Origin of the sequence: Streptomyces sp. NPDC000594, assembly GCF_040299965.1 — a bacterium.
Taxonomy (GTDB): Bacteria; Actinomycetota; Actinomycetes; order Streptomycetales; family Streptomycetaceae; genus Streptomyces.
On record NZ_JBEPCY010000022.1, the window covers coordinates 99,249 to 125,411 of the forward strand.

General features: G+C 74.1%; 27 protein-coding genes and 1 pseudogene. 14 read left to right on the forward strand and 14 right to left on the reverse strand.

The features are described 5' to 3' along the window. Positions 1 to 46: 46 nt before the first annotated feature. Positions 47 to 328, forward strand: a complete 282-nt coding sequence (locus tag ABT354_RS25995) for a hypothetical protein (protein ID WP_351497953.1) — start codon at positions 47 to 49, stop codon at positions 326 to 328. Continuing rightward, a complete protein-coding gene (locus ABT354_RS26000) occupies positions 325 to 570 on the forward strand; it encodes a hypothetical protein (protein ID WP_351497955.1) in 246 nt (81 codons plus the stop codon). Before ABT354_RS25995 ends, ABT354_RS26000 begins: the two co-directional genes overlap by 4 nt. 33 nt (positions 571 to 603) lie before the next feature. On the opposite strand, the gene ABT354_RS26005 is transcribed toward ABT354_RS26000, so the two are convergent. Together ABT354_RS26005 and ABT354_RS26010 are read right to left on the reverse strand one after the other, a co-directional pair. Further along, positions 604 to 1,623, reverse strand: a complete 1,020-nt coding sequence (locus tag ABT354_RS26005) for a methyltransferase (RefSeq protein WP_351497957.1) — start codon at positions 1,621 to 1,623, stop codon at positions 604 to 606. A 242-nt stretch (positions 1,624 to 1,865) separates the two neighbouring features. After that, a complete protein-coding gene (locus tag ABT354_RS26010; RefSeq protein WP_351497960.1) occupies positions 1,866 to 2,474 on the reverse strand; it encodes a GNAT family N-acetyltransferase in 609 nt (202 codons plus the stop codon). A gap of 89 nt (positions 2,475 to 2,563) precedes the next feature. Here ABT354_RS26010 and ABT354_RS26015 point away from each other — a divergent pair, with 89 nt between their 5' ends. After that, positions 2,564 to 2,836 carry a hypothetical protein gene (locus ABT354_RS26015; RefSeq protein WP_351497962.1) on the forward strand — a complete coding sequence of 91 codons (273 nt, stop codon included), beginning with the start codon at positions 2,564 to 2,566 and terminating at the stop codon, positions 2,834 to 2,836. 67 nt (positions 2,837 to 2,903) lie between these two features. On the opposite strand, the gene ABT354_RS26020 is transcribed toward ABT354_RS26015, so the two are convergent. The 5 genes from ABT354_RS26020 to ABT354_RS26040 form a co-directional block, all read right to left on the reverse strand. Then, a complete protein-coding gene (locus ABT354_RS26020) occupies positions 2,904 to 3,842 on the reverse strand; it encodes a metallophosphoesterase family protein (RefSeq protein ID WP_351497964.1) in 939 nt (312 codons plus the stop codon). Positions 3,843 to 4,039: 197 nt separating this feature from the next. Continuing rightward, complete coding sequence (locus ABT354_RS26025; RefSeq protein WP_351497966.1) at positions 4,040 to 4,696, reverse strand: NADPH-dependent FMN reductase; 657 nt, start codon at positions 4,694 to 4,696, stop codon at positions 4,040 to 4,042. 104 nt (positions 4,697 to 4,800) lie between these two features. Beyond that, positions 4,801 to 5,040 (reverse strand): hypothetical protein, encoded by a 240-nt coding sequence (locus ABT354_RS26030; RefSeq protein WP_351497968.1) that lies wholly within the window; start codon positions 5,038 to 5,040, stop codon positions 4,801 to 4,803. Between the two features lie 100 nt (positions 5,041 to 5,140). Continuing rightward, positions 5,141 to 5,920, reverse strand: coding sequence for an SDR family NAD(P)-dependent oxidoreductase (locus ABT354_RS26035; RefSeq protein WP_351497970.1), 780 nt, complete (start codon positions 5,918 to 5,920; stop codon positions 5,141 to 5,143). A 107-nt stretch (positions 5,921 to 6,027) separates the two neighbouring features. Then, complete coding sequence (locus ABT354_RS26040) at positions 6,028 to 6,741, reverse strand: DsbA family protein (protein WP_351497972.1); 714 nt, start codon at positions 6,739 to 6,741, stop codon at positions 6,028 to 6,030. Positions 6,742 to 7,072: 331 nt separating this feature from the next. Here ABT354_RS26040 and ABT354_RS26045 point away from each other — a divergent pair, with 331 nt between their 5' ends. Continuing rightward, entirely contained in the window at positions 7,073 to 7,951 is an 879-nt protein-coding gene (locus ABT354_RS26045) for a hypothetical protein (RefSeq protein ID WP_351497974.1), read from the forward strand. A gap of 101 nt (positions 7,952 to 8,052) precedes the next feature. Here ABT354_RS26045 and ABT354_RS26050 read toward each other — a convergent pair whose 3' ends face one another. Further along, positions 8,053 to 9,315 carry an acyl-CoA thioesterase/bile acid-CoA:amino acid N-acyltransferase family protein gene (locus ABT354_RS26050; RefSeq protein ID WP_351497976.1) on the reverse strand — a complete coding sequence of 421 codons (1,263 nt, stop codon included), beginning with the start codon at positions 9,313 to 9,315 and terminating at the stop codon, positions 8,053 to 8,055. A gap of 155 nt (positions 9,316 to 9,470) precedes the next feature. Here ABT354_RS26050 and ABT354_RS26055 point away from each other — a divergent pair, with 155 nt between their 5' ends. Then, positions 9,471 to 10,037, forward strand: coding sequence for a DUF4291 domain-containing protein (locus ABT354_RS26055; protein ID WP_351497978.1), 567 nt, complete (start codon positions 9,471 to 9,473; stop codon positions 10,035 to 10,037). Between the two features lie 59 nt (positions 10,038 to 10,096). On the opposite strand, the gene ABT354_RS26060 is transcribed toward ABT354_RS26055, so the two are convergent. Next, positions 10,097 to 11,083: an aldo/keto reductase gene (locus ABT354_RS26060; RefSeq protein WP_351497980.1), complete on the reverse strand. Its 987-nt coding sequence runs from the start codon at positions 11,081 to 11,083 to the stop codon at positions 10,097 to 10,099. 425 nt (positions 11,084 to 11,508) lie between these two features. On the opposite strand from ABT354_RS26060, the gene ABT354_RS26065 reads away from it, so the two are divergent. After that, positions 11,509 to 12,750: a S8 family peptidase gene (locus ABT354_RS26065; RefSeq protein WP_351497982.1), complete on the forward strand. Its 1,242-nt coding sequence runs from the start codon at positions 11,509 to 11,511 to the stop codon at positions 12,748 to 12,750. 158 nt (positions 12,751 to 12,908) lie between these two features. Here the strand turns inward: ABT354_RS26065 and ABT354_RS26070 are convergent, their stop codons facing one another. Then, entirely contained in the window at positions 12,909 to 14,138 is a 1,230-nt protein-coding gene (locus tag ABT354_RS26070; RefSeq protein WP_351497984.1) for a cytochrome P450 family protein, read from the reverse strand. Between the two features lie 260 nt (positions 14,139 to 14,398). Continuing rightward, entirely contained in the window at positions 14,399 to 15,151 is a 753-nt protein-coding gene (locus ABT354_RS26075; protein WP_351497986.1) for a carbonic anhydrase, read from the reverse strand. Positions 15,152 to 15,448: 297 nt separating this feature from the next. On the opposite strand from ABT354_RS26075, the gene ABT354_RS26080 reads away from it, so the two are divergent. Further along, positions 15,449 to 16,219: a MerR family transcriptional regulator gene (locus tag ABT354_RS26080; RefSeq protein ID WP_351497988.1), complete on the forward strand. Its 771-nt coding sequence runs from the start codon at positions 15,449 to 15,451 to the stop codon at positions 16,217 to 16,219. A gap of 55 nt (positions 16,220 to 16,274) precedes the next feature. On the opposite strand, the gene ABT354_RS26085 is transcribed toward ABT354_RS26080, so the two are convergent. Beyond that, a complete protein-coding gene (locus ABT354_RS26085) occupies positions 16,275 to 17,510 on the reverse strand; it encodes an MFS transporter (RefSeq protein ID WP_351497990.1) in 1,236 nt (411 codons plus the stop codon). 92 nt (positions 17,511 to 17,602) lie between these two features. Between ABT354_RS26085 and ABT354_RS26090 the strand changes: the two genes are divergently transcribed. Both ABT354_RS26090 and ABT354_RS26095 read left to right on the forward strand, forming a co-directional pair. Continuing rightward, positions 17,603 to 18,193: a TetR/AcrR family transcriptional regulator gene (locus tag ABT354_RS26090; protein WP_351497992.1), complete on the forward strand. Its 591-nt coding sequence runs from the start codon at positions 17,603 to 17,605 to the stop codon at positions 18,191 to 18,193. Positions 18,194 to 18,551: 358 nt separating this feature from the next. Further along, positions 18,552 to 19,157: pseudogene (locus tag ABT354_RS26095) on the forward strand (phosphotransferase); the annotation flags it as partial. Between the two features lie 51 nt (positions 19,158 to 19,208). Here the strand turns inward: ABT354_RS26095 and ABT354_RS26100 are convergent. Further along, the gene (locus tag ABT354_RS26100) at positions 19,209 to 19,949 is read right to left on the reverse strand and encodes an alpha/beta fold hydrolase (protein WP_351497994.1); all 741 of its coding nucleotides are present in this window, start codon (positions 19,947 to 19,949) and stop codon (positions 19,209 to 19,211) included. Positions 19,950 to 20,142: 193 nt separating this feature from the next. Continuing rightward, positions 20,143 to 21,474, reverse strand: coding sequence for a hypothetical protein (locus ABT354_RS26105; protein ID WP_351497996.1), 1,332 nt, complete (start codon positions 21,472 to 21,474; stop codon positions 20,143 to 20,145). Between the two features lie 110 nt (positions 21,475 to 21,584). Here ABT354_RS26105 and ABT354_RS26110 point away from each other — a divergent pair, with 110 nt between their 5' ends. The 5 genes from ABT354_RS26110 to amiA all read left to right on the forward strand — a co-directional run bounded on the left by ABT354_RS26110 (position 21,585) and on the right by amiA (position 26,060). Then, complete coding sequence (locus ABT354_RS26110) at positions 21,585 to 22,553, forward strand: ABC transporter substrate-binding protein (protein WP_502983501.1); 969 nt, start codon at positions 21,585 to 21,587, stop codon at positions 22,551 to 22,553. A gap of 104 nt (positions 22,554 to 22,657) precedes the next feature. Continuing rightward, on the forward strand, positions 22,658 to 23,629 hold the full coding sequence (locus ABT354_RS26115) for a FecCD family ABC transporter permease (protein ID WP_502983503.1): 972 nt from the start codon (positions 22,658 to 22,660) through the stop codon (positions 23,627 to 23,629). Then, complete coding sequence (locus ABT354_RS26120; protein ID WP_351497998.1) at positions 23,626 to 24,630, forward strand: FecCD family ABC transporter permease; 1,005 nt, start codon at positions 23,626 to 23,628, stop codon at positions 24,628 to 24,630. The genes ABT354_RS26115 and ABT354_RS26120 overlap by 4 nt, the downstream gene beginning before the upstream one ends. A 326-nt stretch (positions 24,631 to 24,956) precedes the next feature. Beyond that, the gene (locus ABT354_RS26125) at positions 24,957 to 25,865 is read left to right on the forward strand and encodes an ABC transporter ATP-binding protein (protein WP_351498000.1); all 909 of its coding nucleotides are present in this window, start codon (positions 24,957 to 24,959) and stop codon (positions 25,863 to 25,865) included. Positions 25,866 to 25,922: 57 nt separating this feature from the next. Further along, the gene (gene amiA / locus ABT354_RS26130) at positions 25,923 to 26,060 is read left to right on the forward strand and encodes a streptamidine family RiPP (protein WP_351498002.1); all 138 of its coding nucleotides are present in this window, start codon (positions 25,923 to 25,925) and stop codon (positions 26,058 to 26,060) included. The last annotated feature ends 103 nt before the right edge of the window (positions 26,061 to 26,163 follow it).

A 26,163-nucleotide genomic window follows, 5' to 3' on the forward strand; every position in this document is an offset into this window, starting at 1 on the left:
GGGGACGACAGGACATCGGTCCGGGGGACCGGGGGAGGAGCGCGCCATGGCCGGAGAACCCGTGCTGCGGACCAGGATCGGGGGCCGGATCGTGGATCTGCCCGGCACCCTCGACGGCATCCGCGACTCCCTGCCCGAGGACCAGCGCGCCGCCTTCGACCGGGAGATCGGCTCGGCCCCCCTCCTCGACGTGCCGCTCATCGCGGCCCGCTGGGGCCTGCCCCAGGAGGCCAGGGACGAGGACGACGCCCTCGCCGACCAGCTGCGCACCGGCGACTTCACCGGCTTCGGCCAACTGGACGACGGACGGGCGGGGAACGACCGGTGAACCCCTACCGGGTGCAGTACTCCACCGAGGCACGCGTCTGCCTCGACGCCCTCACCGGCCCCGCGCGCGACCGCTTCGACATGGGAGTACGGTCGCTCGCCGCCGACCCCTACGGAGCCGGATCCGTCGCCATCCGGGAGCCCGACTACCGCCAGGCCCTGGTCGGCGGCTGTGTGACGGTCTACTACGTCTCCGCGGGGGTACGGGTCCTCTCCGTCACCCGGGCCCAGGGGCCGCCCTGACGCGCCCCCGGGCCCAGCACCGGCGGCGGGGGCTCAGACCGGGCACGCCTCGATCAGCTGCATCCCCGGCGCCTCCAGCGCCCGGGTCCCGGTGAGCCGGTACCCCGCCGCCGCGAACAGCTCCGCGTACTGCCCCTCGGTCCGCTCCCGGCCGCCCAGACCGAAGAGCATCACCAGATCGAGACAGCCCGCGAACCCGGGCGCGGGCCGCTCCGGCAGCACCGCCTCGACCACCAGCAACCGCCCCCGCTCCCCGCCGCGCTGCGCCAGGCGGCACCGCCGGAGTATCTCCAGCGCCCGCTCGTCGTCCCAGTCGTGCAGGATCCAGGAGAGCAGATAGGTGTCGGCGGCCGGGACGGCGGCGAAGAAGTCACCCGTCTCCACCTCGACCCGGTCGCCCACCCCGGCCGCGTCCAGCGCGGCGCGCGCCGCCCCGGCCGGCTCCGGCAGATCCAGCAGGACACCCCGGGCGCCGGGATGACGGGCCAGGATCTCCGCGGTGAGCGTGCCCACACCGCCGCCGATGTCCGCCGTGAGCCCGGCCGCGGAGAAGTCGTACGCGGCCGCCACCGCACGGGCGGTCCGCCGGGAGAAGCTGTCCATCGCGGCGGTGAACACGGCGCTGTCCTCGGGGTTCCGGGCCATGTGCCCGAAGTAGGTGTCACCGAACCGGCTCTCGAAGGACGGCCGCCCGGTCCGCAGGGTGACCAGCGGGTCGTCCAGGAAGCGGTAGGTGATCCGGTACATCAGCCGGAACCACGGGCGCAGGGTCTCCGGGTGGGCGGACTCCAGCAGGGCGCTCTGCTCGGTACGGACATAGGCGCCGTCCTCGTCCAGCCCCAGGAAGCCGTCGGCCACCAGGGGGCGCAGCAGCCTCCCCAGGGCGTCCGGCAGGGTACCGGTGGCCTCGGCGAGCGCGTCCAGCGACGCCGGGCCGTGGGCGACATGGTCGGCGACCCCGATCTCGGCCGCGGTCTGGAGCGCCCGGTCACCGAGGAAGCCCCAGGACCGGGAGACGAGAGCGTCGGAGAGGGCGACGGAGGAAGTGGTCATACGCGGGGGTCTCCTTGGGCGGAAGCGGTCCGGCATCGGCGCCGTTCGCCCGCGAAGACGGTGGAGGGGGTACGGGCGTTGCGCGGCGGCGAAAAGTCGATCATGGCCGATGGTCGACGCCCGCCGCCAGGGTCGTGCGCGGAACCGGGTGGTGTGCGCGTGATCCGGCGGCCCGGTGGCCGGGGGCCGGTGCGGTGCCGTCCGTTCCGGCGGCCGTACGGCGGGTCCGGGCCCGCGGCCCGTCAGTTCGGGGAGCCGGCTCCGCCGAGGGAGCGCCGATAGCGGATCTCGGGCAGCGCGGTGCCGTCGTACACATCGTCCCGGCGGGCCCCGTCGGCCCGGTACCCCGCCCGCTCGTAGAAGCGGCGCGCCCGGTGGTTCTCCTCGATCACCCACAGCTCCGAGCGGTGGCACCCCCGCTCGGCGAGGCGGGTGTGCGCCCCGGCGAGCAGCGCCCGGCCGATGCCCCGGCCCACCCGGTCGGGGAGCAGATAGAGGGCGAGGACCTCACCCGCGCCGGGTCCGTCCGACCCGCCCGACCCGTTCGGTTCGTCCGGTCCGTTCGCGCCGGGCCGGGCGGCGATCCAGCCCACCGGTACCCCGCCGTCGACCGCGACCAGGTCCAGGGAACGCCGCTGCTGATGGGTGAACCACGCACGCCGCCGCACCGCGTCCTCGGCGACCGTCATGGCGTCCAGATACGACGCGGGGACGATGCCGGCGTACCCCCATCGCCACCCCGCCACCCGGATCCCCGAGACGGCGTCGATGTCGCCCTCGACCATCTCCCGTATCTCCACCGTCGTCCCCACCGTTGTTCCCACGGTCGTGTCCGCTGTCGTCTCGGCCATCGGCCCAGGGTAGACAGAAGTGGATCACCGGGTCACCGGCTTTCCTCCGTGCCGGGGCGGTTGTCAGTGGGGGCTGCGATGCTGCCTTCATGGACGACGAGCAGATCATGCGCGGTCGGGTCTACGGCGCCGACCACGACGACCCCGACCCCGGTCCGCGTCCCGGCCGGGCCTACGCCGAGCTGGTGGGCGGGCCGCTCGACGGGCTGCTGCTGGATGTGACGGGCTGGGGCGACCGGCAGCGGGACGAGGGCGCGGCGCTGCCGACCGAGATCGGCCGGTACGGCGCCGGCGGCCGGGCGGTGTACCGGCCGAGGGAGCCCGGCGCCCGCGCCTGGGCCTGGCGCGGCGACATCCGGTGACGGCCTTGCGGCGGGTTCCGGGCCGCGGCGCTCGCCCACGACCGCCCCCGGGGCGGCTCCGTCCCGGTCAGGCCGTCGTCAGGTCCGGCCCGGACCAGCCGGTCACCAGCGGCTCCGGGTGCGGCAGGATCTGCCGCAGCAGCCCGAACGGGTGCCCCCGCTGGCGCCATTCGCGCGGGTAGCCGATCGACACCTCGTCGAACCGCACCCCGTCGTACAGATCGGCACGCGGGATGTGGAGATGCCCGTAGACCATGGCGGTGGTGGGGAAGCGGCGGTGCCAGTCCTCCGTCAGCTCCGTGCCGCACCACTGGGCGAAGAGCGGATACCGCAGTACGTCCGTGGGGTGCCGTACCAGCGGATAGTGGTTCACCAGCACCAGCGGGACCGAGGGGTCATGGGCCTCCAGCCGCCGCAGCGTCTCGGCGACCCGGGCCCGGCACCAGGCGTCCCGGCTCGGATACGGGTCCGGGTGGAGCAGGAACTCATCGGTGCAGACGACCCCCGCCTCATGCGCCTGCGCCAGGGACTCCTCCTTGGTCCGTGCCCCGGGAACCCGCCAGGTGTAGTCGTAGAGCAGGAAGAGCGGCGCCACCGCCGCCGGGCCGCCGGCCCCCCGCCACACCGGCCAGGGATCCTCGGGCGTCACCACACCCAGCCCCCGGCACAACTCGACCAGATGCCGGTACCGTTCCTCGCCGCGCAGTTGGACGCTGTCGTCCCGGGTGGTCCACAGATCGTGGTTGCCGGGCGCCCAGATGACCTTGGCGAAGCGCTCCGCCAGCAGCCCCAGCGCCCAGCCGATGTCCTCGGTCAGCTCGGCCACGTCCCCGGCCACGATCAGCCAGTCGCCCTCGTGACTCGGCCGCAGCGCCTCGGTGACCGGGCGGTTGTCGCCCACCCCGACATGCAGGTCGCTCACCGCGAGGAGCCGGGGCCCGGTCGCGCGGGCGGGCGGGGGCAGGGGCTCGTCCGGCGCGGCGGGGCCCGGCGGTGTGTGCGGCATGGCTGTCCAGACTGATGGGGAGAGCCCGGCCGGCGCGCTGCCGGACCTCCGGTGGGTGAGGCCACCGATGCTGCCCCACGACCCCCGGACGATCAAGGGCGCGCGCTCCCCGCAGGCGCCCGGCGGGGCCCGGCGCCGGGTCCGCGGGCGGTCATCCGGTCCCGGTACGGGTCGTCATCCGGTCCGGGCGGAGGCGATCACCCGGTCTGGGCGCGGTCGATGACCGCCGCCGGCCGTTCCCCGAGGTACTCGACCCAGGCCTTCTTGGCACAGGGGTAGTGCTTCGCCGCCTCCACCAGGTTGAGGAAGTCGTCGAGGGTGGTCTCGAACCGCCCCTGGAGGGTGGCGTCGGCGAGCAGCCCCTCGGGGGTGAACGCGGTATGCGCCTGCGCCAGCGAGAACATGTCCGGGTAGACCCGCGCCCCCAGATGCTCCAGCGGGACACGGAGCGCCCACAGCCCCCGATTGCCCCCGCTCATGGACGGCGAGGCCGACATCACCAGCGCATGGCGGCCGTTGAAGGGCTGCGGGCGGAAGCGGGAGGCCCAGTCGATGAGGTTCTTCACCGTGCCGGGGAGCGAGGCGTTGTACTCGGGGGAGGCGACGATGAAGGCGTCCGCCCGCTCCAGCCCCTCCTTGAACCTCCGGGCGCCCTCGGGCACGCCCTGGGCGGCCTCCAGGTCCCCGTCGTAGGCGGGCACCGCGAACTCCCCGACGGTGGCCGACTCCGTCAGCGCGCCCCGGGCCGCGACGACCCGGGCGGCCAGCGCGGACAGCCGTGTGTTGAGCGAGCCGGTCCGCGCGGAGCCGGACAGCACCAGGATGCGCAGCGGGTCCGGTGAGGAATGCGTCACACGCGTACGGTACTGCCGCGGCGACCCGTCCGCCCCGATCCCCGCCCGGCCCGCCCGAACGCGTCACCCCGCCCGGACGCGTCACCCGGCCGGCGCGGGGCGGCTCAGAAGACGGGGCGGAGCCAGGTATTGGCCCAGGCGGCGGGCGTCTCCGCGAGCGATTCCCACCCGGGCATCGGCGTACAGGTCTCCACCGTCAGGATGTCGTACTCGGCGGTGTGCGGATGCTCGCTGGCGCGGTGCGCCAGGGCGGCGGCCATCAGGGGTTCGAGCGGCTCACCCGTGTCGGCGGCGGTGCCGATGCCCCGGCAGTCCAGACAGCGGATCACATGGAAGACCATCATGAAACGGACAACGAGCCGACGCCCGAAACGGGCGGAGGCATCACCCTGATGGAGCCGCGCCCATCTGACGGCCCGTTCGCTGAAAAGGCGTCAGTGGATGTCAGTGGACCGAGAAACCGCCGTCCACGAAGAGGGACTGCCCGGTGACATAGGCGGAGGCCCGGCTCGCCAGGAAGACCGCCGCCCCGGCGAAGTCCCCCGGCAGACCGTTGCGTCCGACCATGGTCCGCGCCGCCAGCGCCGCGGAGCGCCCGGGGTCGCCGGAGATCCTGGCGTTCAGCGGGGTCGCCACAAAGCCCGGGACGAGAGTGTTGACGGTCACCCCGGACGGTGACCACGCCTCCGCCTGCGAGCGGGCCAGCGACTCCAGGCCACCCTTGGAGACACCGTACGCACCGCTCTGGACGAACGCCCGGTGCGCCTGCTGGGAGGTGATGTGGACGATCCGGCCGAAGCCCCGCTCGGCCATACCGGGGCCGAAGCGCTGCCCGAGCAGATACGGCGCGGACAGATTCACCGCCAGGGTGGTGTCCCACACGGGGTCGCTCAACTCGTCCATCGGGGGCCGCAGATTGATCCCCGCGGAGTTGACCAGGATGTCCGGCTCGCCGAAGGCCGCCGCGGCCTCGTCCGCCGCGGCGCGCAGCCGGTCCCGGTCGCCCAGATCGGCGGTGACCCACGCGGCCCGGCAGCCGTCGGCCGTCAGCTCCCCGACGGTCCCATCGAGCGCCTCCCGCCCCCGCGCGACGACCACGACGGCCGCCCCGGCCCGGCCGAGCGCCCCGGCGATGGCCCGGCCGATACCGGAACTCCCGCCGGTCACCACCGCGACCATGCCGTCCAGCGAGAACAGATCCGAGAGATACGCGCGCGAGTCCATTCCCGCACCCTAGGCGGTACCTCCCACCGCCCCGCCCTGCCGCGCCCCGCAGCGACCACCGCCCCGCCCCGCCCTGCCGCGCACCGCGCTCGGTGGCGCCGCCGCGCCTACCGTTCAGCCGTGTCCGCGTACGCGTCCTCGATCTCCTCGACGAAGACCTCCGTGGGCTGGGCCCCGATGACCGGCACCCCGTTGATGAGGAAGGACGGAGTGGAGTTCATCCCGGCCTGCTCCGCCTCCTTCCGGTCCGCGCGTACGGCCGCCGCCGCCCCGCGCCCGCGCAGATCCCTGGTGAAGCGCTCCAGATCGGCGACCCCGGCCCGGCGCGCCAGCGCCGTCAGGCCCTTCTCGGTGAAGCCCCCGGCCCGCGCCGTGGCCCCCGGGTCGTAGGCGAGCGTGTGGAACTCCTGGAACCGGCCCTGCCGGCCTGCGGCCCAGGCGGCCCGGGCCGCGCGCTCCGACTCCTCGCCGAGGACGGGGAAGTGGCGCCACTCGATCCGCAGAATCCCCTGGTCGACATAGCGCTCGATCAGTTCGGGCTCGGTGGTGCGGGTGAAGCGTCCGCAGTAGCCGCACCGGTAGTCCGCGTACTCGACCATCACCACGGGGGCGTCGGGCCGGCCCAGCGCCTGCTGGTCCGGGTGCCCGGACCGGGTCTCCGGATGGGAGGAGGGGGCGGCGGCCTCGCTCCGGGCCTGTTCCTTGCGTCCGGCGGTGTCCCGCTCGGCCGTGCGGGAGGCCCAGGCGAGCAGGAGTATCACGGCGCCCGTGACGGCGATGACGACCGTGGACCGACGGCCGGGGCGGATATCGGGGGACATGAGAGGAGACGGCTCCAGTGCGAGAGGACGGAAGGGGGGGGGCGGAGGAGTCACGGAAGGGTGGCGGAAGAGTGGCGGAAAACAGATGGGCTGCCGCACCGCTGGGCCGGCCGTGCGCCCCCTGTGGACCGGCCGTTGTTTCACCGTGACGACCTGCGGTTTCCCTGAGCCTGAGGCTCCTGGGAGAGTGCGGGGCTGCCTCGGTGGACAGGGGCTCGCCGATCATTTTTAGACAAGTGTTCAGAGTAGGCCAACCTGATGCACCCCCTGGACGGTTCACCCGGCAGGGGGAGCCCTGTCACCCGGCTCCCGTCCGGACGCAGGGAGAACGGTGCTCACCAGACGCCACGACATCGCCATCGCCGCGGCCATCGTGTCGGCCTCCGGAGCGCTCCTCATGGAGCTGAACGGATCACTGCCCACCACCCCGCCGGTCAAGGCGGAGAGCCCGGCACAGCTCCGGAGCGCCGATGCGGATGCCGGGGACGGGGACGGCGGCGACGCGGACGGAGATGGAGACGGAGACGGGGCCAGGGCCGGGTCCGGGGCTCCGCCGGACGGCCGGTTGCCCGGATTCCGGAGAATCACCCTGATCACCGGCGACCGGGTCCAGGTCGGCACCGAAGGGGACGACAGGGCGCGGATATTCGGCTTCCGGTCGGCCGAGGGCCGCGAGCGGATCGCGCTCCGGTTCCGCCTCCACGACGGGAAGCCGCTGCTGGTCCCGGACGACGCCTGGGAACTCGTCCGCAGCGGCCGTCTCGATCCCCGGCTCTTCGACATCACCGGGTTGAGCAGCGGCGAGGACGGCGGACGCGGCGATCTGAGGGTGACGGTCGGCTACGCCCGGGGCTCGGCGGCCGAGGCCGCCCGGGATGCGGTCCGGGCCGCCGTCGGCGTCCGCGCCGGCCGGACCTTCGGGCCGGCCGGCCCCGGGACCCAGATCCTCACCGCCACCCCCAACCCGATGGACAACGGTACGGACACCGGTACCGAGACGGCCGTGGACTCGGTGGTCATGCCGCGCGATCCGGCCGCGCTGTGGCACGCGGTCACCCGGCCGGGGGAGAGCGGACTGCGCACCGCCGCCGGGATCGCCCGGATCTGGCTGGACGACGGCGCGCACCGCGATGCCTCCGCAACCGTGGAGCGCGGCCCCGACAGCCGCCCCGACGCCGGTTCCGGCACCCGGCAGCGGCCCCGGCCGTGATCGACCGCGACCGGCGGCGATCACGCCGTGATCCCCGGGCCCCCGGGTGCCGCCGTCCCCCCGCCGCCCCCCCGTAGTCCCCCGTCGTCTCCGGGGCGGGGTCAGCGCCCGATGAACTCCAGGACGCGCGGCCAGCTGTCCGCCCGCGCCTGCGCGTCGGCCGCCCGGCTGCCACCGAGCGGCAGGGTGACATCGCCGACCTGGTGGAAGACGACCGTCCCGGTCGGGAAGGAGGGGAACGAGATGGCCGCGTGCCCCGCCTCCGGGTAGATCAGCGCACGGTGCCGTCCGGACTTCCCGCTGCGGTCGGCGATGGACTCGGCCATCGGGGCCGACTTCCAGAGCGTGTCCTCGCCCCCGGCGATGGCCAGCACCCGGCCCCGTACCCGGTCCAGCGGGATCGGCCCCGGCTTCACCGGCTTCCCCTTCACCGTCCACGCGTGACGTTCATGGTGCGGGAAGCCCATGTAGTACTGGTCGGCGGGGCCGTAGACCACCGCGTCGCGGATCAGCTCCGGGTGGTTCTGGGCGAGATGCTGGGCGGATTCGCTGCCCCGGGAGATGCCCAGCACCGCCATGCGCTCATGTCCGTCGCCGGACTTCCGGCCGAGTACCCGGGCCGCGGTGGCGAAGTACTCCATCGGGATGTCGTTGAGCGAGTCGGGCCCGTCTCCGCAGCGGAAGTAGCAGAGGGCCAGGGTGGCATGGCCGCGCGAGGCGAGCAGTGCCGCGTCGCCGCCCATGGACAGTCCGCCCTCGGAGCCGCCGAAGGCCAGCACGGGTGCGCGGCGGGGCATCCCGGCGGGGGGCAGATAGAGCCGGCCCGTGACCTTGTCCCGGGCGGGCTTGATCGCCTGGACCGTGACACCCTCGTCCATCAGACGGCGGGTCAGCTCCTTGCGGGCGGCCGGCCGCCCTTCGGCACGGGCGGTGAGCCGTAGGGTGTACGCCCGCTCCGACTCCGGATCACGGGTGGGGTAGAAGGAGTCCTCGTCCGGATCCCCGGCCGGTGGCTCCATCGACCAGAACAGCCCCCAGCGGTCGGCCTTCCGATAGGTCCCCGAGGTGGGCCTGGCACGGCTCAGATCGACGGTGCCGGTACGGTCGGCGGTGAAGGTCGCCCGGCCGGTCCAGGTGGCGTCGGCGCTGTCCTCGGCCTCGGAGGTGACGGTCACCTTCTCGCCCGCGCGCAGCCCGGAGACCCGTACCCGGACAGGTTCGTCCACCAGGGCCGTCACCTTGTCGACCGAGATGACCGGACGGTCGCCCTTGCCCTCGGAGCCGTCCGTGTCATCGGCACAGCCCGTCACCAGCAGGGACAGGACCACCAGCCCCAGCAGCCCTTTGAAGGTCGAACTTTCCATAAGGACATGGTGGATCAGCGGAAAGGTCCAAACCAGGCTCCGGACCAGGGGATTCAGGGGGTGGGGAGTCCGGGCGGGGTGCCGGCCCCGGACCGGTGGCCACCCCGCGGAAAACGGCTGGTCCCGCCCTCACCCGTGGTGGCAGCATCCCCGTTATGGTCCCCTTGCGTCAGATACGTGCCCAGTACGACAACCGAACGATCGTCATCCATCAGGCGTACTCCCCGGCCGTGGCCGATGCCGCGCTGAAGGCGGGCCGCTTCGTCCCCCCGTTCTCCTTTGGACGCATGACCTGGATCAAGCCGTCCTTCCTCTGGCTCATGCACCGCAGCAACTGGGCGCGCAAACCGGGCCAGGAGCGGATCCTCGCGGTGCGGATCACCCGGGAGGGATGGGAGGAGGCGCTGTCCCGCGCGGTGCTGACCACCTCCCACCCCGACGCCGTGGAGCGGGCGTCCGTCCATGTCCAGTGGGACCCCGAGCGCTCACCGCGTGGAGCCGCCCTCAACCACTACAGCATCCAGGTCGGGATCGGCCGGGACCTCATCCGTGACTACGCCGAGAAGTGGGTGGTGGAACTGACCGATGTCACCCCCCGGGTGAGGAGCATCGCACCCCTGGTACGGGGCGGTCAGGCGGCGCGGGCCCAGCGGCTCCTCCCGGTGGAACGGCCCTATCCGGTGCCCCGGGAGATCGCCGCCCGGCTGGACATCGACGGCTGACCCGTACCCCGGTACCCCGCCCGCTCACCCCGTCCGCCCGCTTCCGTACCCGCCCGGCGTCAGTACGCGCCGTCCAGCCTCGCCCGCTGCTCCTCGGTCAGCTCCAGGTCGACCGCCGCGAGACTCTCGTCCAGCTGCGCCACGGAGGAGGCGCCGACCAGGGGCACGATCGGCACCTCGCCGCCGATCAGCCAGGAGAGCACGACCTGATTGGCGGTGGCACCGGTCTCCCGGACGACCTCCGCGAGGGCCGCCAGCCGCACCGGGGTGCCGGCATGGTCGAGATCGCGGGTCAGTTCCTTGTCCTCCCGGGTGTACGCCCCGCTGAGCAGCGGGGTGTACGCGACCATCGCCAGGGCGGGCTCCGCACGGACATAGCTGAGCAGATTGCCGTCCACGATGCCGCAGGCACCGTCGGGGGAGAGCGCGTCGGGCTGGTCGGTGCGCCGCCGCAGATAGCTGTGGCTGTACTGGAGGACCTCATAGCCCGGCAGTCCGGCCGCCGCCGCGACGGCCCGGGAGCGTTCCACCTTCCACGCCCAGTGGTTGCTGACGCCCAGCAGCCCGACGGTGCCCTCGGCGACGAGCGCGGCGAACCCCTCGACGGTCTCCTCCAGCGGTGTCTCCGGGTCCTCGATATGGGCGTACAGCAGATCCAGCCGCTCCATGCCCAGCCGCTCCCGGCTCTCCTCGGCGGCGGCCCGGATGGTGTCGGCGGAGAGCCCCTCACGGTTCTCCACGAAGCCGGTGCCGGGGGCCAGCGGCCGGGCGCCCAGCTTGGTCGCGATGGTGATCTCGTCGCCGATGCCCCGGCTGCGGCGCCAGCGGCCGAGCACGCTCTCGCTCTCCCCGCCCTGGCCGCCGTTGAGCCAGTAGGCGTAGTTGTTGGAGGTGTCGACGAAGGTGCCCCCGGCCTCCACATAGCGGTCGAGGATCGCGAAGGAGGTCTGCTCGTCGGTACGGGTGCCGAAGAGCATGGCCCCCAGGCACAACACGCTCACCTCGCGACGGGTGTCCGGGTGGCTGCCTATCCGGCGGTACTTCATGGATGTCCCCTTATGTGTACGTGTCCGTGCGCGCACAGGGCCGTGCGGTGCGGCCCCGTGTCCGCCACGGGCGCCGGTCAAGAGACTCGCCGCTGGAGTGCGCTCCAAGTCAACTCCCGCCCGGAAGGCGGCGGGACAGGAGCACGGAGCCGTTGCTTTCCGGCCCTTCGGCGGACCGTGGGACACATCACGTTTGGGGCGGGCGCTTCCGCTGTTTCATGGCGTGTACGTGTCTGCACGTGTCGTACGTGTGACGTGAGCGCAGGAACCCTTGTGCAATTCCTATGCGACGGCTCATCTTTGAGGCGGCAGCAGGTTGTCATGGCCTTGTCATACATCCCGCTGCCCGTCTGTCCGCTGCCCCGCAGGTGGCGGACGGCGTAGGCATCCCCCCACTTGCACCATCGATGAGGAGGAACCCTCAGATGGAATCCACGCGTCACACCGGTCGGTCGAACCCCTCCCGCTCCCGGCGTCTGCTCCCCCCGCTGGGCGCCGCCGTGGCGGGCGCCCTGACCCTGGGGCTCATGACCGCCCTTCCGGCGACGGCCGCCCCCGCTCCCGAACAGCGTGAGGGCCGCATTCTAGACGCGGGAGAGCCCGGCGCGATCAAGAACAGCTACATCGTCACGCTCCGGGACAGCAAGGTCCGTGCCGCCTCCGCCGAGGGCCGGGCCCTCGCCAAGGAGTACGGCGCCAAGATCAAGCGCACCTACACCACCGCGCTCAACGGGTACGCCGTCCAGCTCTCCGAGGCCCAGGCCAAGAAGCTGGCCGCCGACCCCTCGGTCGCCGCCGTGGCCCAGGACCAGAAGGTCAGCATCCAGGCCACCCAGACCAACCCGCCCTCGTGGGGTCTGGACCGGATCGACCAGCGGCGGCTGCCGCTCAACCGGAGCTACACCTACCCGGACAGCGCGGGTGCGGGCACCACCGCGTACATCATCGACACCGGTGTCCGCATCTCCCACAGCGATTTCGGCGGCCGGGCCTTCAACGGATACGACGCCGTCGACAACGACAATGTCGCCCAGGACGGCAACGGCCATGGCACCCATGTCGCGGGTACCGTCGCCGGCACCTCCTACGGTGTCGCCAAGCGGGCCCGTATCGTCGGTGTCCGGGTGCTCAACAACAGCGGTTCCGGCACCACCGCCCAGGTCGTCGCCGGTATCGACTGGGTCGCCCGGAACGCGGCGCGGCCCGCGGTCGCCAATCTGAGCCTCGGCGGCGGCGCCAACGCCACCATCGACGCGGCCGTGCGGCGACTGATCACCGCCGGTGTCACCACGGTCGTGGCGGCGGGCAACAGCAACGCCAACGCCTCCGGCTTCTCCCCGGCGCGCGTGGGCGAGGCGATCACGGTGGGCTCGACCACCAACACCGACGCCCGGTCCAGCTTCTCCAACTACGGAGCGGTCCTGGACCTCTTCGCCCCGGGCAGCTCGATCGCCTCGGCTTGGCACACCAGTGACACCGCGACCAACACGATATCCGGCACCTCGATGGCGGCGCCCCATGCCGCCGGAGCCGCGGCGATCTATGCCGGGACCAACCCGTCGGCCAGCCCGGCGCAGGTCTCGGCCGCCCTGGTGGCCGCTTCCACTCCCGGTGTGGTCACCAACCCGGGTGCCGGTTCGCCCAACCGGCTGCTGTACGTCGGCTGATACCGCATCACCGGCTGACGCCGGGGCCTGGCCGCTCCACCGGCCCGGCCCCGGCCCAGCGGACAGCGCCCCGCCCTCGCGACCGACGGCCCCGGCTCCCCGGGACCCGACCGTCACCGGGGCGGGGCTTCCGCGTCCCCCGCCGCCACCGATGGGTGTCAGCGGGCCGGGCCGCCGTCCAGCAGGACGGGCAGCGCGTCGATGTCGTTGGCGATGAAGGAGTGGTGCGGCTCCGGTACGGTGTCGGGGTCCGCGAGCGCCAGGCGGGGGAAGCGTCCGAAGAGCGCCGGCAGGGCCACCGCCGCCTCCAGCCGGGCGAGCGGTGCCCCGAGGCAGTGGTGGATCCCGTGCCCGAAGGCGAGATGGGACTTGTCGGCGCGGTCGATGTCGAACTCCTCCGCGTGCTCATGGAGTCCGGGATCGCGGCCCGCCGCACCGAAGCCCATGATGATGGCGTCCCCGGCGGCGATCACCGTACCGTCACCGAGGTCGATGTCCTCCCGGGCGAACCGCAGCGGCAGATGGACCACGGGCGGATGGAGCCGCAGCGTCTCCTCGATCACCTCGGTCCACCCCGCCGGGTCGGCGAGGACGGCGGCCAGCTGGTCGGGATGGCGCAGCAGCGCCCGCGCCGCGTGGACGACGAGCGCGACCGCGGTCTGGGTCCCCGCGCCGATCATCAGCAGCAGGGTGGCGACCATCTCCTCCTCGGTGAGCCGGTCCCCGTCGTGCTCGGTCAGCAGCAGACTGGTCATGTCGTCGCCGGGCGTGACGCGCTTGGTCGCCAGAAGGGTGCGCATCGCCACCTTGAGGTCGTGGTCGATCCGGCGTGCCTGCTCCTCGGGGACCCCGGTGTCCAGGACCAGGTCCATGCCCGCCATGATCGGGGGCCGCTGCTCGTCCGGGACGCCGAAGAGGTCGCACATCAGCCGGGTGGGCAGGGGATGGGCGTAACGGGCCCGCAGATCCAGCGGGGCGTCCTTCCCCGCCGTCTCCAGATCGGTGATCAGATCCGCGACGATCGCGTCGATCCGGGGCCGCAGCGCCGCGAGTCTGCGCGGCCCGAAGGCCGGGCCGATCATCTTCCGCAGCCGTTTGTGCTCCAGCCCCTCGCTGGTCGCCATGGAGCGGTTGTCCACCCATGGGTAGAGCCAGGCGATGGCGCCCGGCCGGTACCCCGGCCAGACGCCCCGGGCGTCCCGGGACACCTGGGGGTGGGCCGCCAGTCTCCGCAGGATGTCGGGGCGGGTGACGGACCAGGCGACGACGCCCTCGGGCAGCTCGACCCGGACCGCCGCGCCACCGGAGCGGAGTTCGCCGAGCTGTGCGAAGAGACGGTCGCCGCCACTGCTGTCGAGGACCATGGGACGGGTCCCTGTGCCGGTCATGCGAGACCTCCGGTGAAGTGCCGTTCGGCTCGTGCCCTGGCTGTGGTCCGCCGGCCGGCACGGATCCCCGGGAGCGGCCCCGGGGGGCCCTTTCCTCCGGGGGCTCTCCCGCCGGCCGAGGACACACCCTGATGCGATTGTGCGGGACCGCCGCCCCCGGTCCAAGACCGGAATCAGCCCCCCCTCTCCCGGTCGTGCGCCGGCGCGGCCCGCCGCGCCCGGGGTGGCCGGGCGCGGCGGGGACGGCGCTTCCGCGCAGGTCAGGTGAGCAGATGCACCGACTGACTGGTGAGGTCGTAGCGGGCCCCCGCCACGGCGAGCCGTCCGTCGGCGATCCGGGGGGAGAGCTGCGGATTGGCCGACAACTGCGCTTTGACGAGCTGGATCTGGGCGTCCGTGGTCGCCCGCACCTGTGCGTCGCCCGTCTGGCTCCGGTCGATGGCGGGCCGTATCTGCTCGGCGAGGTACTGGATGCTGCCGGGCAGTGTCTCTCCGGTCCGGTCCGCCTCGATGGCGGCTTTGACCGCCCCGCAGGACTGGTGGCCGAGGACCAGGACCAGGGGTATGCCGAGGGCCAGCACCCCGTACTCGATGCTGCCGACGACGGCCTGGTCCAGCACCTGTGCGGCCGAACGGGCCGTCAGCAGATCCCCGATGCCCCGGTCGAAGACCAGCTCCGGGGGGACCCGGGAGTCGACACAGCCCAGGACGATCGCGAAGGGGCTCTGTCCGGAGATGGCCCGCGTCCGGGCGGCGAGGTCGTGGTGGGGGTAGCGCTGGCTCAGGGTGCGCCAGCGGCGGTTGCCCTCGGTCAGCAACTGGAGGGAGGCGGTGGGCGTCCGCGGCCTCGTCCGCGGCGAGTCGGCGGGCCGGGGCTCGGCGATGGCCGTACCGCTCCCCAGCACTCCCATCGCGCCGAGGACGGAGGCGCCGCCGACGGCCGCCCGGAGCACGGTCCGGCGTCCGGCGCTCTCCCGGGACGGTGAACCGGCCTCCGGGCGACCGTCGTTCATCTGATGGCCATCCTGAGGTTGCTCAATGTTTGCTGTCATGGCCATGGAACGTAGAGGCGCGTTCACCTTCGATTCACACATTCACATTCTTATGACAATCTGTTCATCTACATGAAAGCTTTCTCATAGGCCTCACATGATCACTCGGGTGAACTCCCGCCCCGGTGATATGCCTGCGCCACCAGGCACATCTGGTGTATCCAGGGCCTCGCCGCGCCCGCAGGGACCGCCGTGGCCGTCGCACCCGCGTCCGGGGGACGATGACGCGGTGATACGGAGGCGAGAGAGGCGATCGTCATGACCCCAGCAGCCCTGCGCCCGGCCGATCTGGCCCGGGAGCACGGTCTGTCCACCCAGTCCGTGCGCAACTACGAGGAGGACGGCATCCTCCCGCCGGCCCTGCGCGGCACGGGCGGCCACCGCCGCTACACCCCCGTCCACGCCGCCGCCCTGCGGGCCTTTCTCGCCCTGCGCGCGGGGTACGGCCATCGCACGGCGGCCGAGCTGCTGCGCGCCGCCCACCGGGGCGACGAGGCGACCCTCTTCCGGCTGGTCGACCGGGCCCATGCCGAACTGCTGCGGGAGCGCGACACACTGGACGAGGTCGCCGCCGCGCTGGACGCCCTCACGGCCGCGCCGCGTCCCGCCGCCGTCCGCTCCGCCCCCGCCGGGGATCTGCTCATCGGCGTGCTCGCCCATCGGCTCGGGGTGCACCCCGCGTCCCTGCGGGCCTGGGAGAAGGCTGGCATCCTGGGCCCGTACCGCGATCGGGCCACCGGCCACCGCCGCTATCCGCCCGATGTGGTGCGGGACGCCCATGTCGTGCGCCAACTCCGGCGCGGCGGACTCCCGCTGGAGCGGGTGCGGACCTTTGTGGAGCAGCTGCGCGCCGCCGGGGACCCGGCCGCCCTCGGGGATGTGCTGGCGGAGTGGCGGACCCGGATCGCTCTGCGGAGCCGGGCGATGCTCGCCTCGGGGGCGCCCCTCGGGGTCTATCTCGATCTGGTCCCGTCCGGGGACCGGCCCCCTGACCCGGCCCCTGATCCGGCCCCTGATCCGGCCTCCTGACCTGGTCCTCTGACCCGGCCCCTGACCGGATGGAGCCGGGGCCGCTGCCGGACGGTCAGCGGGTCGGCGGGGCGGCGGCGGTGGTACGAGTACGAGTACGGGTACGGGTACGGGCCGCCGGGAGCGCGGCCCCGAGCCCCAGCGCCACCAGCAGTGCGGCGGCCACCGGCGTCAGGCCCGGTGCCACCGCGACCGCCGCGCCACCGAGCGCGCTCCCCAGCGCCGCCCCCGCATAGGCGGAGCCGCTGTGCACCGCCATCGCCGGGGCGGCCGACCGGTCGCCCACCCGCAGCAGCATCAGCGCCTGGAGGCCCGGCGGCACCGCCCAGGCCGCCGCCGACCAGACCGCCAACACCCCCGCGACCGGCCACACCGGGACCGGCCGGACGAGCCAGAGCAGCACCAGGGCCACCATCGCGCAGCAGAACACCGCACCGGCGAGGGCGAGCGCGCGCGGTGGCCCGTACCGGTCGACCAGCCGGCCCGACAGCCGTGTACCGAGGACACCGGCCGCGCCGGAGCAGACCAGCAGCGCCGCCAGCACCGTGGGGGTGACCCCTGCCAGAGCGGTCAGATAGGGCGCGAGATAGGTCTGGAAGGCCAGATTCCCGGCCACCGTCAGCGCGGTGGCGGCCAGGACCAGCAGGACGGCGCCCCGGAGCAGGGCGCGGACCGGGCCGGGGTCGATCGGATCGGAGAGGCCCGGACCGGGGAGGGTCCCGGGGGTGGCCGGGACGGTGGTGACCACCAGGGCCAGCGCGATCAGCCCGAGCAGACCGGCGAAGACAAAGGTCGCCCGCCACCCCGCGACCGCTCCGATCCAGGTGCCCGCCGGGACGCCGAGCAGCACCGCCCCGGTCAGCCCGGTCATCACGGTGGCCAGAAAACGGCCCCGCTGCCCCTCCGGTGCCGCCGTGCCGGCCGCCGCCAGGGCCACCGGCAGTACCACCGCCGCCGCCAGCGCGGCGATCACCCTTACCACCATGAGGACGGCGAAACCGTCGACCAGCGGCACCACGAGGTTGGCCGCCGCGAAGACCCCGAGGGCGGCCGGCAGCACCGCCCGGCGGGAGACCCGGGAGAGCGCCAGTGCCCACAGCGGCGCGGTGAGCGCGTACACCAGGGAGTAGACGGTCACCAGCTGACCCGCCGCGGTGGTGGACACCCCCAGCTCGGCGGCGAGCCGCGGCAGTACCCCCACCACGATGAAGTCGTCGGTCTGCACCGTGAAGGCGGCGAGGGTCAGCCCGTACAGCCAGACGGGCCCGGGGTCGGCGAACGGGAGGCGCATGGGAATTAAGGTAACAACTGTTTCCCCTATGGGATGTGAGAGAGTCGTGCGGATACGGAGCGCCGAGCGGGCAGCGAGGAGGCGGCCACCCCATGGCCAGAACCGCCGATCCGGAACGGCGCCGTGAGGTGCTCGACGCCGTCGTCGCCCAACTGGCGGAGACCGGGATCTCCTCCTTCACCCTGCGCGGCCTCGCGGAAGCCCTCGGACAGAGCACCCGGGTGCTCACCCATCACTTCGCCGACAAGGGCGCCCTGCTCACCGCCGTCCTCGATCGGCTCGACGAGCGCCAGCACGATGCGCTGCGCGCCACCGAGGGCTGGGCGGACCCGTCGGTCGCCGTCGGCTCGCTCGTCCGCTCCGCCTGGCGCCGCCATCTGGACCCCGCCGAACTGCCGATGACCCGGCTCGTCCGGGAGATCGAGGGCCTCGCCGCCGCCGGGCGGCTCCCCGCGCCCGCCCCGGCCTTCGTCCGGGGCCGGGCCGGGTTCGTCGCCGGCTGTCTGGCCCGGCGCGGGGTGCCCGAGGCGGAGGCGCTGGTCCTGGCCACCCTGCTCAACGCGGCCTACTCCGGGCTCCAGGCCGACCGGCTCGGCACGGGGGACGGCGCACGCTGCGACGCGGCGCTGGACGGCCTCTGCGACTGGATCGACCGCGCGGTCGAGCAGGCGGCCCGCCGCTGAGCCCGCGCCAGTGTCCGTGCCCGAGCCCACGTCTGTGTCCGTGCCCGCCCCTGAGCCCGTGTCCGTGCCCTCGGCCCGGGTGTCCCGGCCCGGATGTCGCGGCAGGGGGCCCGGAAATCGCTCGACCGGCGTGATCGTCACCGGCATGCTGATCCGGTGATGCATACACCGGAAACCACCCCCGAGGAGTTCTCCCAGGGCTGGGACTCCGCGGCCCGCCTGGTCGACGGCTGGGTGGAGCGGCGCCCCCGCAGACCCGAGGTGGCCGGGCGGCTGCGCATGGAGGTCCGGCTGATGCCGCTGGCTCGCCCCCACCCTCCCGCTCGCGGTCCCCGTACCCGTCCCGCTCCCCGGCGACCCCGTCGCCGTCCGCCACCGACTCGTACCCGGTGGACCGCTGGAGCGGCCGGGGCCCGCCGACGGCGAGCGGCTCGGCGCCTTTCTGCGCGCCCTGCACTCCGCCGACCCGGACGGCGCGGTCGCACGCGGTGTCCCGGGCCCCGACGCCGTGCGCGCCGAACGCGCCACGACCACCGCCGACTTCCGCGCCCGGGTCCTGCCACTGCTCCCGGAGGAGGAGCGCCCGACGGGCGCCGCGCTGCTCGACGCCATCGGGTCGCTGCCCGCGGACACCCTGGTCCACGGCGATCTGGGCCCCGAGCACCTCCGGGTCCCGGGGACCGTCCTCGGCGGGGTCATCGACTTCGCCGACGCCCATATCGGCGACCCCGCCCTCGATCTCGCCTGGGCGCTCACGGACACCCCGGACGGGTTCGCCGAAGCGCTCGCCGCCGCCTATCCGGTCACTCCCGGGATACGCGAACGCGCCCTGCTCTGGCACCGGCTGGGCCCCTGGTACGAAGTGACCCAGGGGCTCGACACCGGCGACGCGGACACCGTCCGCTCGGGACTGGAGGGTGTCCGCGCCCGCCTCGTCCTTCTGCCGGACGGGGTACGGGGCTGACCGCACCCGGCCCCGCCGGCGTGCGGGGCCGGGACCTCGCTCCGTTACGGGTTACGGGCGGGTGACCACCTGGTCGAGGGCCACCGCGAGTTCACGCGGCGCGGAGAACATCGGCCAGTGACCGGTCGCCAGATCCAGGCGGCGCCACGGCTCCTCGTTCAGATGGGCCAGCATCGGAATCCCCGCGGACAGCAGCTGCTGGAAGTCCGCGCAGGCGATCAGGACCAGCTCCACACCGGCGGCGGGCTCGACCGGGCCGGGCAGCGGCTGCTCATAGCTGGCGAACGGCTGCGGCGTGGCCCGTGCGTACAGCAGATCCAGCTTCTCCTGGTCCAGCCCCTCCAGGCTGGAGCCCGCGCCCAGCACCTCCGGCGGCGGCACCGGCAGCCACCGTCCGCCGCCCTGCTCCGCGACCTCCTTGCGCATCCGCTCGGTCTCCTCCGGCGGAATCAGGTCCAGCCCGCGCATGCCCTCCGCGAACGGGGCGCTGTCCACATAGACCACCGCGCGCAGCCGGTCGCCGAGCCGCCCGGCGGCCCCGGTCACCGGCGCCGCCCCATAGCTGTGCGCGACCAGGACGACCTGCTCCAGCCCACGCTCCGTCACCGCGTCGACGATATCGCCGATATGGGTCTCCAGACCGGTCTCGGCGGTGGCGAGATCCGCACGCTCCGCCAGGCCGGTCAGGGTCAGCGGCAGCACCGTGTGTCCCTGCTCCTCCAGCGCACGCGCCGTGTCCTCCCAGGCCCAGGCGCCGAGGAACGCGCCAGGAACGAGAACGAATACCGCCATGTGAACTCCCTTGGTTCGAAGTGCTGTGATGAGACTAGGGGATTACTAGGCCAGATTTCGCCCTCAATCCGTCGCTTCCCGCAGTCGATCGCCGGGGAATCGGCGCTGCTCAGGGGGGTGAGGGGGAGGGAACTCCGAGAAGGGGAACCGGAGGTCGGGACCAGCGGTTTTCGGCCGATGCACCATCAGATGATCACCGTCCCCCGGTGTCCAGCTCCGCGCCGTCCCCGGGGAGGACCAGGGCGAGCCTGCCGCCCTCGTCCAGCGGTGTGGGGACGGTCAGGGTACCGGTCATGAGACCGGCCACCGAGTCGATCAGATGGATCTCGCCATGCCCGCCCCGGCTGACGGCGATCAGATCATGGCCGGGTGACGCGGCCACGGCGCGGCGCTGCACACCGTCCCAGGGGGTCCCGCCCCGCCGGGGTGCCCCGGCCATCGGGGGCAGCGGCACCCGCGCGGTCACCCGGCCGAGTACGGGGTCGACCAGGACGAGTTCATCGCCGTCCGGATGGACCCGGGCGAACGCCAGCCGGCGGGCGGCGACCGCGAAGCGGAACACCAGCCCCGGACCGAGCGGCACCCGTCCCGTACGCCCCGATTCCAGCCCGTACCACCAGGCGGAGTTGGACCACTGCGGCCACCGGCCCGGCTCCGGCGGACCGCCGCGTACACAGGACCAGAGCAGCCGGCGGACCGGATCGAGCCGCAGGGCGTAGCCGCGCCCCTCGCCGCCCCAGGGCAGCGGCGGCTCGACGGCCAGCCCGTCGTGGGTGCGGCGGGCGCGGTGCACCCCCGAGCCGCTCGCCGCGAACAGTCGTCCGCTCACCGCGTCGTAGGCGTCCCCGTGCCCGTCGTCGTCGGCCAGCGGCACCTTCCGGTGGGGCGGTACGACCGGACACGCGGGCGCCGCCGCCATCAACTCCGCCCACCGGTAGGCGCGCAGCTCCCCGGGTTCGCGATGGCGTACCACCGCCCAGAGGTCCCCGTCCCGGCCGGGATCAGCTCCCTCCAGAGCCGGAGCCGGGGCCGGGGCCGGGGTCTGAGTCGGAACCGGAGACGGCGGGGGTACGAGGGTGACACCCGGCTCCCCGGCCCGGGTCCGCACCCGGACCGCGCGCGGGCCGCCCTCCGCCGCCAGATCGACGGCGGTCAGCAGATCGCTCCAGGGACGCTCGGCACGGCCGAGGCCGGTGGTGACGGCTATCCGCCGACCGGTCGGATCGGCGGCCAGCTGCTCCGCCGGGATCGCCACGGGCGCGGTGGCCCGGACCAGCGGGCGCCCGGCGCCGGGGCCGTAGGGGTCGAGGACGACCAGCTCCCCGGCCCGGTCGTCCACGAAGGCGGTCCGGCCGCCGGGCAGGGCGAGGAAGCCGGTGTGCTCACCGGCGTACCGGCCGTCCAGCCGGGCGACGGTCGTCCCGCACGGCAGGTCGAGCACCCGTACCCCACCGGCGACATGGTCGGCGACGACCAGCCTGGGTGCGGTTTCGGATGCGGGGGTGGTGGTGCGGGGCGTGGTCATGGGCGGCTCCCGGGGGCGCGGTCGGAGAAGCGTATTGAACATGATTATCATGTGGCCCACATGGTGCGCCGGTCCGGCCGGCGCCGCCGACGACCCGAGGAGAGATCACGATGCTGCTCAGCTGTGCCTGGAGGATCCGGCGCGTCGCCGCCGCCGCGCTGGCGGGAACCCTGCTCGCGGGGTGCGGTGCCACCGCCGAGGAGGACTCCGGGGCGGCCCGGGAACGGACCGAGGTCCGGGTGGAGCCGATAGCCCCGGCGCGGAGCGTCACCGATGTCCACGGCGTGACCGTCACCACCCCACGGCCCCCCGAACGCGTCGTCTGTCTGGTGGCCCTCTGCGACGACATGCTCAGCGAACTCGGGATGACCCCCGTCGCCACCAACTCCACGCTCCTGGCCCACCCGCGCTTCCTCGGCGGCGCGAAGGCCGCCGGGATCCCCACGATTCCCGGCGGCTTCCTCGCCCCCGAGACCGAGGCCGTCCTCTCCCACCGGCCCGACCTGGTCATCGGACTCGCCGACACCCATGGGAAGCTCGCCCCCGCCCTCAAGGGCGCCACCACCTTCTGGCCGGTCCAGCCCGGCCGCTGGCAGGAGAGCGTCCGCTACCTCCGCGACCTCGCCGCCCTCACCGGCCGCACCGGGCGCGGTGAGAGCGCCGAGGCACGCTTCCGCGAGAAGCTCGCCCGCGCCGAGCGCGACCCGAGCGACCGGACCAGCCTGATCGTCTTCGGCAGCGACGAGAACTTCGGCGTCGCCACCCCGGGCACCGATGTCACCGCCGGGCTGATGCCCAAGCTCTCCCGCTACCCCTGGAAGAGCCGCGGGGTCCAGGGCGGTTACAGCATGGAGGAGATCCTCGCCCGCGATGTCGAGGTGCTCTTCGTGGAGACCCTCGCCTTCGGCGAATCCGACGGCACCCTCTCCGAGAAGCTGGCGAAGAACCCGCTCTGGTCCCGGATCCCCGCCGTCCGCGACGGCAAGGTGTACGAGGTGAACGCCGAGGTCTGGGCGAAGGGCCGGGGCACCCGGTCGCTCGGCATCGTTCTGGACGAGGCCACGGCGAAGCTCAGGTGAGCCGGGAGTCAGCCGCACGAGGCCCCGGCGAAGCTCGGGTGAGCCGGGACCGGGGCCGCCCGGGGCGCCGGTTCCTCCCGCTCGCCGCGCTCCCGGTCGCCGTCCTGCTGGCCGTCGCCTGCGGCGGGCTGGCGCTCGGCACCCCGACGGTGCCGCTCACCGGACTCGCCGGGGAGTTCGTCGTCACCGAACTCCGGCTGCCCCGGCTGGTCCTCGCCCTGGTGTCGGGGGCCTGCCTCGGGGCCGCCGGGCTCGTCCTCCAGGAGGCGCTGCGCAACCCGCTCGCCGTACCGGAGCTGCTCGGGGTCTCCTCCGGCGCCGCCCTCGCCGTCGCCGGTCCGCTCGTCCTCGCCGTCTCCGTGCCCGGCGCCCTCCAGCCGTTCCTCGCCCTCGGCGGGGCCGCCCTGGGCGGGCTGCTCACCCTGCTGGCGGCCGGTACCGGGCGCGGCCCCTCGGCCGTCCTGCTCTGCGGGGCCGCCGTCGCGGCGGCGCTCCAGGCGGCGTTGCTGGTCCTGATGGTCCTCGCCGACCAGCTCGACCTCCAGATCATCTACCGCTATCTCCTCGGCAGCCTCTCCGCCCGCACCTGGGACGACCTCGGCGGAGTGTGGCCCTGGGCCGTGCTCGCCGTTCCCGCGCTGCTGCTGTGCGCGCCCGTCCTGTCGGTACTGCGCCTCGGCGACGAGGAGGCCGGCGCCCTCGGGCTCCGGGTCCACCGCGCGCGGCTGGCGGCGCTCGCCGTCGCGATCCTTCTCATCGCGCCGGTGGTGGCGGTCTGCGGCCCGATCGCCTGGGTCGGCTTCCTCGCCCCGCACCTCGCCCGCCGGTCCGCGCCCGGTGCCGACGCCGTCCGTCTGCTCCCCTGGGCGGCGGTGTGGGGCGCGGCCGTGGTGGCCTGCGCGGACCTCCCGGCCCGGCTGGCGCTCGCACCGGTCGAGACCCCGGTGGGCGCGTGGACCTCACTGGTGGGCGTCCCGCTCGGGGTGCTGCTGCTCAAGCGGGGGGCCTCCCGTGCGTCCCGAGCCGCGAAGGCTTCCGGCGTCTCCGGCGTCTCCGGTACGGGGGCCGCCGTATGAGACGGATCCTCCTGCTGTGCGCCCTGGTCCTCGCCGCCGGCTGCGCCGGTCTGGTCGCCGGGCGTGCCCTCGGCCCGGCCGCCGTCTGGGAGGTCCTGCGCGGCGGCGGCGACCCCCTGGCCCGGCATATCGTCCTCGAACTGCGGCTGCCCCGCACCCTGGTGGCGCTCACCGCCGGGGCGAGCCTCGGGGTCGCGGGCATCGTGCTCCAGTCCGCCCTCCGCAACCCGCTGGCCGGACCCGAGGTCACCGGGGTCACCCCGGGTGCCGTCCTCGGCGCCGTCGCCGCCACCGGGCTGGGCCTGGCGGGCTGGAGCTCACCGGTGGCCGTGGTCGTCGCCGCCGTCGTGGGCGGTTTCGCCGGGGCGGGTCTGCTCTGGGTGCTCGCCGGAGAGGAGCGGTCCGACCCCCAGGGGGCGGCCGTGTACGGGGTCCTGGTCTCCGCGGTGCTGTCCGGGCTCACCGCCATGGTGCTCCTGGTCGCGCCGGGGGAGTTGGGCAGTGTGGTGCAGTGGCTGGTGGGCTCCACCGAGGGCCGGGTGCGTGAGCACTGGGTCCTGCTGTGGCCCTGGGCCGCGGTGTGGCTGCTCGCCGCGTGGGCGCTGGCCCCGCCGCTGACCCTGCTGCGGTGCGGGGACGACCAGGCCGCGGCGGCCGGACTGCGCCCGGGACACGCCCGTCTCGCGGCGCTCGTCTGCGCGGTCGCCCTCACGGCGGGCGCGGTCGCGGTCGTCGGGGCCCTCGGCTTCGTCGGACTGCTGGTGCCACAGCTGGCGTTCGCGCTCCACGGCGCGGATCTGCGCACGGCGCTCCCGGGCGCCGCGCTGGCCGGAGCCGCCGTGGTCGGCGGCGCGGACGCCGCCGCCCAGGCCCTCTCCCGCCTGCTGACGGACGTCCTCTCCGCCGACCGCCTCTCCATCCCCACCGGCGCCCTCACCACCTGCCTCGGCGCCGCCCTCCTCCTCGCCACGGCCCGCCGCTCACCGGGGGCGGGCCCATGAGACCGCCCCTGCCTTCCTGCGCGCGCCCGCACGGGCGGGGTGCTCACCCTGACGGCCCGGCGGCACGGGAGCCCGCGAGCGGCTCCCGGCCGTCCCCTCCGGACCCGGCCCCTGACGGACGGCCGGGTGCGGGGACCGGTTGCGCCCCGGGGGTCCGTCCCGGCCGCCGTGGCCGGGGGGTCATGGACGGCCGCCGTGCCGCCTGTGGTGGCCCGCCGTAGGCCCGGGGCGGGAATCGGAGAGGCGGGTCGTCCGATGCCGCCGTGGCGGGTGGGCCCGCAAGGCCCGGTGGTGGGCGCTTCATTCGAGTCGTACGAGGAGGAGACATGGTCACCGATGACAGCGGGCACGACCCCGGCCCCGCAGAGGCGGGGGCACGGGGCGACGCCCCGGTGAAGGGCGGGGAGGCCGCCGCCGAGGTGGTCGTCGCGGAAGGGCTCCGCTTCGGCTACCCGGGCCGGGAGGTGCTGCGCGGTGTCGATCTCTCCGTACGGGCCGGGGAGTCGGTCGCCCTGGTCGGACAGAACGGCTGCGGCAAGAGCACCCTGCTGCGGCTCTGCGCGGGCCTGCTGCGCCCCGCCCGGGGGCGCGTCCTCCTCGGCGGTGACGACCTCGCCGGACTGTCGCGCCGCGCCGCCGCCCGCCGGGTCGCCCTGCTCCACCAGTCCGCGCCGCCGGTCGCCGGGATGACCGTACGTCAACTGGTGCGGCAGGGGAGGTACGCGGCGCGCGGCCCCCTCGGGATGCTGCGCGGCGGCGACGACACCGTCTCCCTGCGGGCGATGGCCGACGCCGGGGTGGCCGACTGGTCCGGCCGGCCGGTGGAATCGCTCTCCGGCGGTGAGCGGCAGCGGGTGCGGCTGGCCCTCGCCCTCGCCCAGGACACCCGGGTCCTGCTGCTCGACGAGCCGACGACCTATCTCGACCTCCGCCACCAGCTGGAGGTGCTGTCGACCGTCGCCCGGCTCCGTACTGAACGGGAGCTGACCGTACTGATGGTCCTTCATGACCTGGGCCAGGCCGCCCGGTTCGCCGAACGGATCGTCGCACTGCGCGCCGGGACCGTCGCCGCCGACGGCCCGCCCGCCGAGGTCGTCACCCCCGCACTGCTGGCCGGGGTGTTCGGCGTCGCCGGCCGGGTCGGCGTCGACCCCGTGGGCGGCTGGCCGGTGTGTTACCCGGATCACCCTCTTCCGTCGCCCACCCCCTTGCGGAATGAAAATCATATTCATTAAGTTGGTCATGCGCCCGCGGCCAGCGGACGCACCACCCCTATGAGAGGAGTCCACACCGTGGACCAGCACCAGGTGTTCGCCCCCATCGCCGACCCCGCCCAGCTCGCCCACCTGTCCGCCACCCACTCCAACGCCCTCGTCGAGAACCCCTTCGACGGCGCCGAGGAGCGGACCGAGGACGACACCCAGAGCTGACCCCGCGCCGTGGTCACCGCCCGCGAGGCCGGTGACCACGGCTCCGCCGGGGCCGCCCGGACCCCGCTTGTCCCCGGGCGGCCCCGGCCCCCCCCCCCCCCCC

Coding starts and splice junctions, on each gene's coding strand:
- ABT354_RS25995 (WP_351497953.1), top strand. CDS start 47: ATGGCCGGAGAACCCGTGCTGCGGACCAGGATCGGGGGCCGGATCGTG.
- ABT354_RS26005 (WP_351497957.1), bottom strand. CDS start 1,623: ATGACCACTTCCTCCGTCGCCCTCTCCGACGCTCTCGTCTCCCGGTCC.
- ABT354_RS26010 (WP_351497960.1), bottom strand. CDS start 2,474: ATGGCCGAGACGACAGCGGACACGACCGTGGGAACAACGGTGGGGACG.
- ABT354_RS26015 (WP_351497962.1), top strand. CDS start 2,564: ATGGACGACGAGCAGATCATGCGCGGTCGGGTCTACGGCGCCGACCAC.
- ABT354_RS26020 (WP_351497964.1), bottom strand. CDS start 3,842: ATGCCGCACACACCGCCGGGCCCCGCCGCGCCGGACGAGCCCCTGCCC.
- ABT354_RS26030 (WP_351497968.1), bottom strand. CDS start 5,040: ATGATGGTCTTCCATGTGATCCGCTGTCTGGACTGCCGGGGCATCGGC.
- ABT354_RS26035 (WP_351497970.1), bottom strand. CDS start 5,920: ATGGACTCGCGCGCGTATCTCTCGGATCTGTTCTCGCTGGACGGCATG.
- ABT354_RS26040 (WP_351497972.1), bottom strand. CDS start 6,741: ATGTCCCCCGATATCCGCCCCGGCCGTCGGTCCACGGTCGTCATCGCC.
- ABT354_RS26050 (WP_351497976.1), bottom strand. CDS start 9,315: ATGGAAAGTTCGACCTTCAAAGGGCTGCTGGGGCTGGTGGTCCTGTCC.
- ABT354_RS26055 (WP_351497978.1), top strand. CDS start 9,471: ATGGTCCCCTTGCGTCAGATACGTGCCCAGTACGACAACCGAACGATC.
- ABT354_RS26060 (WP_351497980.1), bottom strand. CDS start 11,083: ATGAAGTACCGCCGGATAGGCAGCCACCCGGACACCCGTCGCGAGGTG.
- ABT354_RS26065 (WP_351497982.1), top strand. CDS start 11,509: ATGGAATCCACGCGTCACACCGGTCGGTCGAACCCCTCCCGCTCCCGG.
- ABT354_RS26070 (WP_351497984.1), bottom strand. CDS start 14,138: ATGACCGGCACAGGGACCCGTCCCATGGTCCTCGACAGCAGTGGCGGC.
- ABT354_RS26075 (WP_351497986.1), bottom strand. CDS start 15,151: ATGAACGACGGTCGCCCGGAGGCCGGTTCACCGTCCCGGGAGAGCGCC.
- ABT354_RS26080 (WP_351497988.1), top strand. CDS start 15,449: ATGACCCCAGCAGCCCTGCGCCCGGCCGATCTGGCCCGGGAGCACGGT.
- ABT354_RS26085 (WP_351497990.1), bottom strand. CDS start 17,510: ATGCGCCTCCCGTTCGCCGACCCCGGGCCCGTCTGGCTGTACGGGCTG.
- ABT354_RS26090 (WP_351497992.1), top strand. CDS start 17,603: ATGGCCAGAACCGCCGATCCGGAACGGCGCCGTGAGGTGCTCGACGCC.
- ABT354_RS26100 (WP_351497994.1), bottom strand. CDS start 19,949: ATGGCGGTATTCGTTCTCGTTCCTGGCGCGTTCCTCGGCGCCTGGGCC.
- ABT354_RS26105 (WP_351497996.1), bottom strand. CDS start 21,474: ATGACCACGCCCCGCACCACCACCCCCGCATCCGAAACCGCACCCAGG.
- ABT354_RS26110 (WP_502983501.1), top strand. CDS start 21,585: ATGCTGCTCAGCTGTGCCTGGAGGATCCGGCGCGTCGCCGCCGCCGCG.
- ABT354_RS26120 (WP_351497998.1), top strand. CDS start 23,626: ATGAGACGGATCCTCCTGCTGTGCGCCCTGGTCCTCGCCGCCGGCTGC.
- ABT354_RS26125 (WP_351498000.1), top strand. CDS start 24,957: ATGGTCACCGATGACAGCGGGCACGACCCCGGCCCCGCAGAGGCGGGG.